At 69.6% G+C, this 13,193-nt stretch carries 10 protein-coding genes; 2 read left to right on the top strand and 8 right to left on the bottom strand.

Annotation, left to right across the window (positions count from 1 at the left end):
• Positions 1-13: 13 nt before the first annotated feature.
• The 4 genes from ACI2L1_RS26815 to ACI2L1_RS26800 form a co-directional block, all read right to left on the bottom strand.
• Entirely contained in the window at positions 14-1,180 is a 1,167-nt protein-coding gene (locus ACI2L1_RS26815) for a lipid-transfer protein (RefSeq protein ID WP_404741922.1), read from the bottom strand.
• Positions 1,177-1,566 carry a MaoC family dehydratase gene (locus ACI2L1_RS26810; RefSeq protein WP_404741921.1) on the bottom strand — a complete coding sequence of 130 codons (390 nt, stop codon included), beginning with the start codon at positions 1,564-1,566 and terminating at the stop codon, positions 1,177-1,179. Before ACI2L1_RS26810 ends, ACI2L1_RS26815 begins: the two co-directional genes overlap by 4 nt.
• The gene (locus tag ACI2L1_RS26805; protein WP_404741920.1) at positions 1,563-2,486 is read right to left on the bottom strand and encodes a bifunctional MaoC family dehydratase N-terminal/OB-fold nucleic acid binding domain-containing protein; all 924 of its coding nucleotides are present in this window, start codon (positions 2,484-2,486) and stop codon (positions 1,563-1,565) included. The genes ACI2L1_RS26810 and ACI2L1_RS26805 overlap by 4 nt, the downstream gene beginning before the upstream one ends.
• Positions 2,487-2,666: 180 nt before the next feature.
• Positions 2,667-2,981, bottom strand: a complete 315-nt coding sequence (locus ACI2L1_RS26800; protein ID WP_404741919.1) for a hypothetical protein — start codon at positions 2,979-2,981, stop codon at positions 2,667-2,669.
• A gap of 347 nt (positions 2,982-3,328) precedes the next feature.
• On the opposite strand from ACI2L1_RS26800, the gene ACI2L1_RS26795 reads away from it, so the two are divergent.
• Entirely contained in the window at positions 3,329-4,198 is an 870-nt protein-coding gene (locus ACI2L1_RS26795; RefSeq protein WP_404741918.1) for a bifunctional DNA primase/polymerase, read from the top strand.
• Positions 4,199-4,454: 256 nt separating this feature from the next.
• Here the strand turns inward: ACI2L1_RS26795 and ACI2L1_RS26790 are convergent, their stop codons facing one another.
• On the bottom strand, positions 4,455-5,297 hold the full coding sequence (locus ACI2L1_RS26790) for an aminoglycoside N(3)-acetyltransferase (protein WP_404741917.1): 843 nt from the start codon (positions 5,295-5,297) through the stop codon (positions 4,455-4,457).
• 93 nt (positions 5,298-5,390) lie between these two features.
• Positions 5,391-9,440 (bottom strand): FxSxx-COOH system tetratricopeptide repeat protein, encoded by a 4,050-nt coding sequence (fxsT, locus tag ACI2L1_RS26785; protein ID WP_404741916.1) that lies wholly within the window; start codon positions 9,438-9,440, stop codon positions 5,391-5,393.
• A gap of 400 nt (positions 9,441-9,840) precedes the next feature.
• On the opposite strand from fxsT, the gene ACI2L1_RS26780 reads away from it, so the two are divergent.
• Positions 9,841-10,770: a DUF4231 domain-containing protein gene (locus ACI2L1_RS26780; protein ID WP_404742029.1), complete on the top strand. Its 930-nt coding sequence runs from the start codon at positions 9,841-9,843 to the stop codon at positions 10,768-10,770.
• 468 nt (positions 10,771-11,238) lie between these two features.
• Here the strand turns inward: ACI2L1_RS26780 and ACI2L1_RS26775 are convergent, their stop codons facing one another.
• Together ACI2L1_RS26775 and ACI2L1_RS26770 are read right to left on the bottom strand one after the other, a co-directional pair.
• Positions 11,239-11,733, bottom strand: a complete 495-nt coding sequence (locus ACI2L1_RS26775; RefSeq protein ID WP_404741915.1) for a hypothetical protein — start codon at positions 11,731-11,733, stop codon at positions 11,239-11,241.
• 1,005 nt (positions 11,734-12,738) lie between these two features.
• Positions 12,739-13,065, bottom strand: coding sequence for a hypothetical protein (locus ACI2L1_RS26770; protein ID WP_404741914.1), 327 nt, complete (start codon positions 13,063-13,065; stop codon positions 12,739-12,741).
• Positions 13,066-13,193 lie beyond the last annotated feature (128 nt).

The raw sequence follows: 13,193 nt of genomic DNA, 5'->3' as shown, positions 1-13,193 counted from the left end.
TACCCCTGCGGGGTTACCCCTCCGCGGTGAGGACCAGCCCGGACGTGGGAACTCCGGTCCCCGCCGTGACCAGCACCCGCCCTGCCTCCGGCACCTGGTTCACCGCCGTCCCCCGCAGCTGGCGTACGGCTTCGGCGATGCCGTTCATACCGTGGAGGTAGGCCTCGCCCAGCTGGCCGCCGTGGGTGTTGAGGGGGAGCCGGGCCTCGCGTACGAAGTCCGCCGCCTCCCCCTTCCCGCAGAAGCCGAACTCCTCCAGCTGCATCAGGACGAACGGGGTGAAGTGGTCATAGAGGATCGCCACGTCGATGTCCTGAGGGGTGAGACCCGAGGTGCGCCGGAGCTGGCGGGCGACGACGTTCATCTCGGGGAGACCGGTGAGGTCGTCGCGGTAGAAGCTGGTCATCTGTTCCTGGGCCCGGCCCGCGCCCTGGGCGGCGGCCGCGACGACGGCTGGCGGCCGGGGCAGGTCACGCGCGCGTGCCAGGGAGGTGACGACGATCGCCTGGCCGCCGTCGGTCTCCTGGCAGCAGTCCAGCAGGCGCAGGGGTTCGACGATCCAGCGGGAGGCCGCGTGGTCGGCGAGGGTGATGGGGCGGCCGTGGAACCAGGCCGCCGGGTTCGTGGCGGCGTACCGGCGGTCCGTCACGGCCACATGGCCGAAGGCCTCCGGTGTGAGGCCGTGGGTGTGCAGATAGCGCTGGGCCGCCATCGCCACCCAGGAGGCCGGGGTGAGCAGCCCGAAGGGGAGGGACCAGCCGAGGGCGGCTCCCTCGGCGGAGGGTTCGCGGTGCTGGACGCCGGAGCCGAAACGGCGGCCCGAGCGCTCGTTGAAGGCGCGGTAGCAGACGACCACCTCGGCCACGCCCGCCGCGATCGCGAGCGCCGCCTGCTGGACGGTCGCGCAGGCCGCACCGCCGCCGTAGTGGACGCGGGAGAAGAAGGACAGCTCGCCGATTCCGCAGGCCTGGGCGACGGTGATCTCCGGACTGGTGTCCATGGTGAACGTGACCATGCCGTCGACGTCGGAGGGGGTCAGCCCGGCGTCGTCGAGCGCCGCGCGGACGGCTTCCGCGGCCAGTCGCAGTTCGCTGCGGCCGGAGTCCTTGGAGAATTCGGTGGCCCCGATGCCGACGATCGCGGCCTGTCCGCCGAGGCGGTCACGCGCGCGTGTGCTCATTCGGCGCTCCCCAGGGTCAGGGTGGCCGTGCCCGTCACGTGGTTGCCGATGCCGTTGACTCCTACGATCCGGACGGTCGCGGTGGCGCCTTCGACCGTCTCTATCGTCCCGGTCAACACCATCGTGTCCCCCGGGTAGTTGGGTGCGCCCAGCCTGATGGCCACCTTCTTGAGCACGGCCCGTGGTCCGAAGTGGTCGGTGAGGTAGCGGCCCACCAGGCCGTTCGTCGTCAGGATGTTCATGAAGACGTCCGGGGAGCCCTTCTGCCGGGCCAGCTCCGGGTCGTGGTGCACGTCCTGGTAGTCCCGGGAGGCGATGGCTCCGGCGACGATCAGGGTGCGGGTGATCGGGATCTCCAGCGGCGGGAGCTCGTCGCCGGGCTTCATGCGTCCTCCTCGGCGGCGCGGAAGACGGGGAGCACCAAGTCGTCGTCGTAGACACGGAATTCGAGCCGCACCGGCATCCCGATCCGCACCTTGTCGTACGGCGTCCCGACCACGTTGCTGATCATCCGCACGCCCTCGGCGAGCTCGACGAGCACGACCGCGTAGGGCCCCGCCGCGTCAGCGCCGTGATCGGATTCCGTGAAGGCCGGGAACGGCGGGTGGTGCATGACCACGTACGAGTAGACCGTGCCGCCTCCGTTCGCCTCGACGGTGTCCCAGTCGGGCCCGCCGCAGTGGGCGCAGCCCGGGAGCCAGGGGAAGCGGAGGGTGGCGCAGGCGGTGCAGCGCTGGATGAGGAGCCTGCGCTGTTCGACGCCCTCCCAGAAACCGGCGTTGTCGCGGTTGACGACGGGGCGGGGGCGCGGGGGCTTCTTCCGCTGTCGGGCCGGTGCGTACTTGAGGATGCGGAAGCGGTGGGTGCCGACAAGGGCCCCGCCCACGCGGACGTCGGTGCGGGTGGTGACGAAGTGGCCGGTGCCGAGCTTGGTGGTCTTACGGCCGGAGACCGACTCGATGACGGTGTCGAAGGTGATCTCGTCGCCGGGGCGCAGGGGCCGCAGGTACTCCTGCTCGCAGTCGGTGGCGACGACCGAGGTGCAGCCCGACTCGTCGAGGAGGGCGAGGAGTTCGTCGTACGCCGGGGAGCGGCCGGTGTGCCCTGTCAGGCCGCCCATGGTCCAGGCCTGGAGCATGGTGGGCGGGGCGACGGCGTCGGGGCCGCTGTAGGCCGGGTTGGTGTCGCCCAGGGCCTCGCACCAGTGGCGGATCATGGGGAGGTTGACGGGGTCCTTGCCGGTGCCGGCAACGGCGGCGCGGTGCCCTTCGTACGCCTTGAGGCGGGTCACCAGGTCGTCGTCCACGACAGTGCCCTTCCGGGTCGGGAGGTTTCTGACTGTCCGTCAGATCCGGGGCGATGTCAAGGTCGTTCGCAGGCGTCCGCGAACGCCTGCGCGGCGGCGCCGAAGCACCGCCGCGCGGACGTGTCACACCCCCATGAAGCACACCCCGTCGGGCCGGTCAGCCCCCGCCTGTCACCACCATCACCACCACAGCGGAGTGAAGTTGACCGACGTGTTGTGGTTCCCCTGATTGATGGCCGTGAACGCGGAACCGTGGACCTGTGCGGTGTTGCTCTGGTTCGAGGTGCCGGAGCCGACGGCGTTCTGTTGCGCTGTGGACGAATTGCCGTTGTTGTCGTGTCCGACACCGCTGCCCACGATGCTCGCGACACCCGCGTTCGATCCGTCGTCCGCGAAACCGCCGTTGTCCGCCGCCGCGACGCCGGTGAAGAGCGCGGCGGCGAGCGGGAGGGCGGAGACGGCGGCGATGACGCGGGCGGTACGGATGCTTGCCATGGTGTTTCCTCCAGAACCCGGCAGATTGCCGGTAGTACGTCAAGTAAGGCTGTTTCCAGGACAGTTGGCCGACCGCCTTGGTGTGGTGCACGACGTCGCGAGACCAGAGTTGCCCACCGAATCCCCGGCGAACCAGGGCGGAAGCGGTCATTCCCCCTGAAGCGTGAGAACAAGTCGATAAACCCCTTTCGCGACTTCAGTCGGCATGTCGGGGCGATAAGGATGTTTGATCGTCAAGCGGGACACGGGGAGAAGCGTTCCGGCAGTTTTCCGGCCAATCGCCCGGGCCGGGCGAGTCGCGCCTGCCACCCCTTCCTTTTTTCGAACATGCGTACGAACATGGAGGCATGGCCACCACCGACCGGCAGGCCACGACGCTGGCCCTCGCACACGCCCTGTCAGCCGCCGAACGCGGACTGGCCGTCATCCCCCTGTCCCGGACCAAGCTCCCGGCCCTGCGCTCCCCCCACCGCGACGACCCTCTGGCCGCGCCCTGCCACGGCGAGTGCGGCGCGTTCGGACACGGCGTCTACGACGCCTCGACGGACCCCGTCCGCATCCGGGAACTCTTCGCCGCCGCACCCTGGGCGACCGGCTACGGCATCGCGTGCGGCCTCCCGCCCCACCACCTCATCGGCGTCGACCTGGACACCAAGTCGGACACGGACTCCTCGGCGGCCCTGCGCGAACTGGCCCTGCGCCACCTCTTCACGATCCCGGACACGGTCGTCGTCCTGACCCCGAGCGGCGGCCGCCACCTCTGGCTCACCGGCCCGCCCGACGCCGCCGTCCCCAACTCGGCCGGCCGCCTGGCCCCCGGCATCGACATCCGGGGCGCCGGCGGCTACCTCGTCGGCCCCGGCTCCCGCACCGACCACGGCACCTACGGCACGGCACCGGGTACGGCCCACCTGGCCCCGGCGGCCTGTCCACCGGCCCTGCTCCGCCTGCTGCTCCCACCGCCGCGCCCCACCCACCCCGCGACCCATCCCTCGGCCGGCGACCACGGCCAGGGCCTGGTCCAGTTCGTCCTCGCCGCCCACGAGGGCCAGCGCAACACCCGGCTGTTCTGGGCGGCCTGCCGGGCGTACGAGAACGGGATCGGACCGGCGTTGGTCGCGCCGCTGGTGGACGCGGCGCTCAATACGGGGCTGACGGAACGGGAGGCTCGGGCGACGATTGCTTCGGCGGCTCGGATGACGGGGCGTCGGGGGTGACGGGTGGGGGGCGTCGGGGGTGACGGGTGGGGGGCGTCGGGGGTGGGGGCCAAGGGGGCCGGTGCTATCGGGGGCCGGGGACTGGTGTCACCGGGGGCCTGTGTCGCCTTGGGCGTTCGGACGGCGACGAGGACGGGGCGTTTTACGGCGACGGGGGGTGTCGCGCGAGCTCCGATGCCCTTCGTGCCGCCCAGGAGGCGGAAGGTGACGGCCGGCGCACCGCCTGCACCACCTCCCGCCTATTGAGGGAGGACCGTCAGTCGGCCGAGCTCCACCTCGGCCGGTGTTCGGTCAGCCACTTCGAGGCGTGCGCCACCGCCGGAGCCAGGTCGAACAGGCGGCAGTCGGCGGCGCCGACCCGCCCCCGGGACACCGGGCGTTCGGGCAGCGCCTCGTAGGCGTCGCCCAGCGCCGGGAAGTCCGAGGCGTCGAAGTCCACGTCACGGTAACGGTGCCAGCGCCGTCCGGATTCGTCGGCGACCGCACACCCGTACTCGCGGCTGCCCTGGCCCGGCACCCGGTACTCGGCCAGGTGGAAGGCCGTACAGACGGAGTAGCCGACGCCCAGCAGCAGGACACGGGCGTCCAGTTCCTCCAGCCGGGCGAGGGGGGAGTCCTCGCCCAGATGGCAGTTCAGGGCGTGTCCGGCGGTGATCCGCGCGGCGGCCGGGCCCAGGGCGGCGAACGAACTCTGCGGGTGGCCGCTGCGCAGCGCGCCGGGCCGGGTACGGACCTCCTCCGGCAGCACACCGACCCCGTAGCTCGGGGTCAGCGCGGGATCGAACGCGGGCAGGGTCGCCCGCAGCCCGGGCCACTCCGACACCGGCACGGAACGCCCCCGTGTGACGGGCCAGCGGGACGGGTCGGAGTTGTCGGGGGTCTGGGTGTAGACGACGAGCGTGCCCGCCTCGCCGAGCGCCTCCAGCAGCGAGTCGACGACCACCCGCACACCGCCGCCCACCCGCCCGACGGTGCTGAGGGACGCGTGCACCAGCACGGTGTCGCCGGGGCGGATTCCCAACGCCCGCAGGTGGGAGGCGAGTTCGTCGGTGCCCAGGGTTCCGGGCGGGTCGGCGGATCGGACGGCACTCGTGGTCAACACAGCGCTCCCTGGGGGAAGTTGGTGGCTCTGTACGGTCGTTGGATCAGATGTCGGTGAATCGGTGCGGGATGGTCGGATCGGGCGGCAGGCTCAGGTCGGCGGCATCTCCAGATCGAAGTCGATGCGCTTGCGGTCGCCCATCGCCCGGACCGTGGGATGCTCCGGCCCGAACTCCCGCTCGGCGGCGAGCGTCGCCCCAAGGAGGTTCTGCAGAGCATCGTCGTCACCCATCAGACTTCGGTCCAGAGCGACGTTGTACTCCGCGCAGAGCACCCGCGGGTGCCGGTCGCGGTAAAGGGTGCGATACGCCTCGCGCGTCTCCTCGTCCTCGGCCAGCGCTTCCTCGTACCGATGCAGCGCTGACAGCACACCGGCCCGGTTGGCGCGGCAGGCCACGGTGGCGGGGTGCGTCATGCCGAGTCGCTCGACGAGGAGCGGCAGCGTCTCGTCGGCGAGTTGCATCGCCTGGTCGGTCTCTCCCCGGCTCCTGAGGATGGCCACCAGGTTGGTCCCAACCCTCAGGGAGAACGGGTGCTCGCGGCCGAGGTGGTCGCGGTAGCGCTCGAAGTTCTGCCGCCCGAGTTCCACGGCCTCCGATCCCCTGACCGGATCCACCATCGAGAGAGCGAGCAGATCGCAGGCCAGGTTGGCCGTGCAGGACATGGTGTCGGGATGCCCCTCGCCATAGCGCTGCCGGTAGACGTTCAAGGCGGAACGCGTCAGCATCTCCGCCTCGACGTAGTTGCCGAGACGGCGCTGGGTCACCGCGAGAGACGCGTCCGTGCGCAGCACGTCGTCGGACTTGTCGTCCCTCAGAAGAGAGACGAACCGTTTGCGGATCTCGAAGAGCACGTCGAGGGAGCCCTGGTAGTCGCCCGTCTCACGACGGCCCAACGCCACGCTTCCCGCGAAGGCCCAGGTAAGCCAGGACTGCAGTCCCAGTACCTGCCGCGACCGCTGATAGGTCTCGGTGGCCCGCTCCAGGGCTTCGGAGGGCTTGCCGACCAGAACGAGCGAAACACCGAGGTTGTGCGCCGCCCGCAGAGTGTCCTCGTGGTCGGGACCGAAGTGCGGGCTGTTCCGGTAGAGCTCGTACGTCCTGCGGTCCTCGTCGTACGCCTCCTGATATCGGCCAAGGCCACGCAGGTCACCGCCGTGGTTGCGGGCGGTCACCAGGGTGTAGCCGTCGTCCTCACCGAGTTGCTCGCGCTGACGCCGCAGTGTGTCGGCGTCCAGGGCGTGGGCTTCCTGATAACGCCCCAGCGATCGCAAGGGGTTGGCCACCTGGGCGGCCAGCCGCAGCCGGAGATGATGGTCGGTACCGAGGGAGTCCGTCCAGGCCTCGAGTGCCTTCTGCCCCAGGACGACAGCGCCCCGGTGATCTCCGATCCGCCACTGGTTGCGGACCTGACGAACAACCCACTCGCAGACCCGGGCGTCGGTGTTGAACAGTGCTTCGCAGGGTTCCAGATGCGGCAGCAGCTCCGCGAACCGCTGCCTGGCCGATGCGCTGTCCTCCGAAAAGGAGGCGGACGGCAACGCTCCCGCCAGCACGAGCTGCGCCTGATTCCGCGTCCGTTCCAGGTGTTCGGCGTCCTCCGCGAGCCATTCCCGCACCGCGGCCTGAACCAGTCGGTGCACCTGGATGGACCCGCTCTGCTGGTCCACCGTGGCCAGCGCATACCGCCCGAGGTCACGGATCGCATACCCCATGACCATGGGGTCGAGCACCGATTCGTCCCCGGTCTCCTCGGCCAGCCGGCTACGCATGGCGTCGCTGTAGAGAAGAGAGTGCGCGATCGGCTCGGGCGACAGGAAGGCACAGAGTTCGAGGAGCCGGACCGCCGCGGGCCGCTCGCTGCCGAGCCGGTCGACGGTCAGCCGCCAGACCGTGAGCAGGGACTCCTGCCGGCCGGGGCCGATGGTGTCCGCCCGGCTCAGAATCGAGCCGGCCCTGTTGTTGACGTGATCGAGGTAGGTGTCCAGAGGCATGGCCGTCTGCCGCAGCCAGGACGCCGCGAGCTCCATGGCCAATGGGAAGTCCCCGAGCGTGTCGGCGATCCGGTCCGCGTCCTCCACCGAGAGTCCGTCCACCCTACGGCGGAGCAGGGCGATGCTTTCGGACCTGTTGAAGGAGTCGATCTCCATGACGGTCTTGTTCTCCTCGTGCGGAGAACGCCGGGCGGTGAGGATGACGTGTCCTGGCCCCTCGACCGGCAAGTACCGCTCCACCAACGTGTCTCCCTCCTCCCGGTTCTCGGTGAGGTTGTCGAAGACCAACAACCAGCGACCGTGATCGTCGTTTTCGAGCGCCGTCATGGTCGCCTGCACGCGTTCCTCCACCGTGTCGCCCGGAACTCCCAGCTGGAGGCCGAGCTCCGCGAGCAGCTGAGGGATCCGGTCGGGCTGTTCCGCAGGGATCCAGTGGACCAGGTCGTACCGGGAACGGTGACGATGGACATACTCCTGCGCGATCTGGGTTTTCCCGATACCGCCCAGTCCGTAGAGGAGCACGGTGCCCACCGGGGTCTCGGTCCGCAGCGAGTCCGCACAAAGGTCGGATCGCAGCCGGTCCAGCTCCACGTCGCGGCCGGTGAAGGCGTGGTTGCGGTGCGGCACGTTGAAGATCGCCGGAACCAGGCCCGGATAGGCGCGGTCTTCAACGACCGTGGAGGCGGGTGCTTCGACCGGGGAGGCGGGTGCATCGACCGTGAAGGCGGCCGCATCGACCGGGGAGGCGGGTGCATCGACCGGGAAGGCGGGTGCTTCTAGATCCAGCAGGCCGAAAATCCTGTGCAGGACATGATCGGCTGTCGCGTCGGACAAGGTGAATCCCGGCAGGCCCCGCAGCGCCGGTTCCGGTTGGTGCTCCCGGGTGCGCAGTCCGATGATCCTGGTCCCGTCGGGAGCGGCCGCCAGGGCCCTCACCTCGCCAGCTACCGGTGACAGGGCGAAGTCGGGGCAAAGGAGGGCGATCACCACGTCCGCTCCGTCCGCGGGGTTCGTGAGCGCGGGCATGGACGGGCTGCTTCCGCGCAGTGCCACGGCGACCCCCGCGGCCTGCAACTGGTCCGCGATCCATTCCGCCCAGGCGCCGTCACACAGCGCGTAGTCGATGCGCACGCGGGGCACGAGACGGCCGTCGGGCACCGGCACCCGCTGGAAGCGGGCGAGCAGTTGCCTGCGCACCGGCTCCTCGACCGGCCGCAGGGCCGTGACCTGCCCGTCCGTGATCACCGTGGTGAGGCGTTCGTAGGCGCCCAGCAGGGAGGCGGGCCGACGGGGCATGTCCGCGACGGTGGCCAGGACCTCTTCGTAGGCGTAGAACGGCTTGTAGGGGATCTCCACCGAGCCCCAATAGCTGTCGGGATCGGCCGCACACGGTGTGTTCAGGAACTCCTGGAAGCGCCGACGCACATGTCCGCGGCCTGCGGCCAGCTTCTCCTGCTCGGCGTCCTCGATCCGCATGGGCACGGGGAGGATCCTGACGTGGGGGGCAGCCCGCCGTACGTCCCCGGCCACGCTGGCGCTGCCGTCCACCGACTGGATGTTCAGAGTGAAGCAGTTGACCAGCACGTCCGGCATCAACACCGTGGTGATGCCCGAGGTGTCGCTCCAGCCCGTACGGCTGTCGATCAGGGCGTAGTCGTAGTTGCTCCGCATGTCCTCGCGCAGGGCACGCAGGAAGGCCGCACCGTCACGTTGTTCGTAGAACCCTCGCCAGTTGTACGTGTTGATCGTTTCGGAGTACCCGGGAGTCTTCCGTCCCGGGGAGACGAAGTCGATGCGACCGCCGCTGTCGAAACTCCATGCCAGGGTGGAGGCGAACCGCTCCACCCTGGCCTGCCGGCTGTAGTCGCCCCCGGCCGGCCTCGGCCCGGCCAGGTCGAACCCGCGGACCAGATCGATGACACCGGGGGTGGAGCGGAGTTCTGGGTCACCGAGGAAGGGGGCGAAATAGCGGTGCAGTCCCGGTGCCTCCAGATCCCAGTCCATGGCCAGTACGCGTTTCCCGTTGCTGGCGAGGATCCAGGCCACGTTCGCCAGGGCCATGGTGCGACCGGTTCCGCCCGTGAACGAGTAGAACGTGACGACCGTGCCGGACTCTCGAGTGTCGGCGCCATCCGGGTCGAACGTCATGAGGAGTACCTTCCGGCTTGCGTGCCTGGTTCTGGAAACGGCCCTGGGAGCACGCCGACTGCGGTACGCCACGGAGCCTCATGGGCGTTCGGGGAGCGTCCGCTGTGCCCACCGACGACCCGGGGGGGCCGTGGAGCGCCGCTGAGAGTCGTTCGCCATACGGTCACTGTCGAGGCTGAAGCTCTCGTTTCTCTGGGTGAGACATCAGAGTCGGCCACGACCCACGACTCGGACGCTGGATTCACAAGCCCCCCTCGGCAACGCGGTGTTGGCACCCGCACGACTCCAAGTCACCATGAGTTTCCCCCTCTTCATGGCGAGGTGACCCATGGCGGCAACCAGACCTGGGCAAAACATCCCAGGGCCGCGCGCGACGATAGGCAACGACGATCTGCCGCCGTTGTTCCGTTCCAACGACCAGTGGGCACTGAACCGTCAGAGCGAGGCGTTCCGGGCCACCATGGCCCAGCTGTCGCTCCTGCTCGTGGCGACCGTCTGCGCCACTCTGGCCGACCACTTCGACAGCCATGTCCTCACGGCCCTGTCGGCCCTGCTGTACGGGCTCACCGTGGTCACCGGCGTCGTCATCCAGCGCCGCCGGGCACGCGCCCACTGGCAGGCGCACCGCGACGCCGCGGAGACCGTCAAGTCACTGGCCTGGCAGTACATGGTGCACGGTGGCCCGTTCCACTCCACCGTGCGCGATCCCGACGGGCTGTTCAACCAGCAACTGGAGGAACACCTGCGGGGGCTACGGCGCATAGGGTGGAAGGAGCCCTCCCGCGAGCCCGGCACCACCCCGGGCGTGGACGCGGTCCCGGCCCGGAACACCCTGTGGGACCCGGCCAGCCGACACGAGCCGGACGATCCACGTCACCCCCAGATCACCCGCGCCATGCGGGCGGTGCGCGAGAAGCCGTTTGCCGTCCGGAAGGACATCTACCTGCGGGACCGTGTCCTCGACCAACTCAGCTGGTACGGCGGCCGGGCCGTCCAGGCACGCCGGTCCGCCGCCGTCTGGTCGTCGCTGACCGCGCTGCTGACCCTGCTGGCTCTGACCGCCGCCGTGGTCAGGAGCGCCGGTATCGCCTCCGGCTGGGACCTCAGCGGCCTGCTCGCCGCCTCCGCCGCGACCGGCGTCGCCTGGGTGGAGACCCGCCGCCACCATCCGCTGTCGTACGCCCACGCACTGGTGCGGGAAGGCCTGGAGACCCAGCGCGCCGTCCTGTCCCAGAGCGTGACCGAGGAACGCTGGCCCCAGGCCGTGGCCGAAACGGAACACCTGATGCTGCCCCAGCACACCGACTGGCTCGCGCGGTTCGGAGGGTGAGGCGGAGAGGATCGAGGCAGCGACCGCGAACTGGCCGGGAAAGGCGGAACCTGCGCATCCGCGGCACGGGCGAGGCGACGGCGACCGGGGGTTGCGGCGGTGGGGCGGGCGAGGGACGGCGGTCCAGGGGCGGTGGGGCAGACGAGCGAGGCGGCTCAGAGGTACGGCCGTGACGCGACCAAGCAACGTCACTCACGACTACGACCGTGGACGAGCGAGCGACGGCGGTCCAGAGTACGGCCGCAGGGCAGACGAGCGACGGCCGCTCGGAGGTACGGCCCATGGCGCGGCCAAGCATCAGCGGCTCAGCGCTACGACCGCAGGACGCGCATCTGACCGTGGTCCGGAGTACGGCTGCTGAGTGACCGGAGGGGGGTGGTGCGCGGCGCGGTGGTCGTGGGTCCGGCAGGAGGCCCGGGTCGGCGGCCCGACCGCTCCGCGTCACCATTCGATGTGCTGTGCCCCCGGTCAGGGCCGCCGCGCACCCGGGCGCCACAGCACCTTCACCGGTACGCCCACACGGCTCGCGTACGCCACGATGTCCCCGGTGCCCCCGAGCCCCCGCGCCGGCTCGCCGTCCCACACGGCCACCAGCCGGTCCGTGTGGTCCACGATCCACCGGCCGGCCGCCGCGTACGCCTCCTCCCGGGTCCGTTCGACGGGCAGGTCGACCCGGTCAGCGCAGCCGCGCAGCAGACGGTGGAACGCGGTGCGGGCCTCCGGTCCACCCAGATGACGTTCGTAGTCCATGCCCGGGATGACCGCCGTGACCGGAATCCCGCTGCGCAGGGCGAGTTCGGCGAAGAGCTGGTCGGCTCCGGCGGCCAGGGCACTGAACGCCTCTACGGGACCTCCTGCGGCCTGGCTTCTGAACTCGTCGAGGATCCCCGTGCTCACGCACTCCAACACCGGCTCGGGGATGTCCCGGTGGCCGGTGACTCCGATCCGAGTCGTACGTTCCACGCTCGCCGCCACCCTCGTGAGAACCGGTCAGGACGCCCTTGCTCCCTACCCAGTCCCGACACCGAAGCCACACAGCGTCGACACCCCCGGCGCACGGAAGGGGCGTCCTCCGTCGGAGGACGCCCCTTCCTCACACCGCTCACGCGGTGGGTGTGGGATTTGAACCCACGGTGACATCGCTGCCACGACGGTTTTCAAGACCTACGCCAGACCTACAAGTCCAGTGATCACGGGGCTGGCGCATGGCAACCCGCTTGCCGAGTTTTTCCACTGGCTGGGCAGTCTGAAAGCCCCCGGGAGCCATTGAGCTGTCAGTGCCGGGACGGTACGGCGCGCACCATGATCTATCCCTCGCCGCGTCCCGCGAGCTGTCGCGGCCAGTGGGACGCCAGACCTACAGCGTTGGCCGTCTCGGCTGGGGCTGGGGAGCTGGCGCTGCAGGCGGCCGCACCTCAACACCAGGCTCGTTCTCCGAGGAGCCCGCAGCGGGCTTACGGACGGCCCTCGTCCTCTTGAAGCGGGGCCTGATGCCTGCCGCCTCCTCGGCCTTACGCTGGCAGGGACGACAGAAACGAGTCCGGTGGACCAGTGCAACTTCGTGAATCTCGATGCTGCAAGTGCAGAGATCTTCCCTGTGCGGCGACTGCTCGGCCATAGGGGATATGTACCCGAACTGGCCGCCCATCACTCGGCCGGGGCCTGCTCCACATGCCGCACTACCCGCTTTACGGCCATCTCCAGCTCGCCGCGGCGTCGGTGACCATCACGCTCCACGCCGCAGGCTGAGGGCACGATGCAGCCCACTCACACTCGCCACGCGCAGACGCCGTGCCAGCTTCATGACACACAGTCAAGCCAACTTGCCGCCCCCTGGTCTGTCGAATGCGTGGCGAAGTTCCACAGGTCCCCTCCGTTCGAGGCGGGTTAAAGCAGGTCAGAACACAAGTAGGGCGGCTTGCGCCAGGCGCCTTCTAAGCGCTAGGACGCAGTTTTGGCGACCCAGTGCTAGTCGTCGGCATAGGTCCATTCCTCAATGACCCAGGCATCGGACGCAGTTGATCGCCACGCGACGTATCCAGGTGGCATGGTGGCCAGCTGGGCAAGCGCTGGGTCCAGGTCCACGACGTGCTGGAGGTGGAGGACCGACGAGGCACCAGCACCGTTGGGATCGTGGACGCCGTCGCTCACGAGCCAGTCGTCCTCGTCATCGTGGATCACGGTCAGGGCCGGGAACTCCCCAGCTGAGACGGTCCTTTGGATGATCGCGAGCAAGTCATGAGGGAAGACCTCCCCTTCAAACGGCCAGCTCAGCTGAGGCTGCGTAGATCCCATGCGGTGATTCTGCGTACAGCAGCGAAGTACAGCTGGGCTTGATCCGCTTTGACGGACATCCGAGATCAGGGGTTCTGCCCCGGGAGGATGTCCATCATGGAGAGCATGGGGAAGAAGAAGCCTCGGCC

Origin of the sequence: Streptomyces sp. NPDC019531, assembly GCF_044903305.1 — a bacterium.
In the GTDB taxonomy this organism is placed as follows: Bacteria; Actinomycetota; Actinomycetes; order Streptomycetales; family Streptomycetaceae; genus Streptomyces.
Note: the sequence above shows the minus strand (reverse complement) of the source record. Positions and strands in the feature narration are given on the sequence as shown.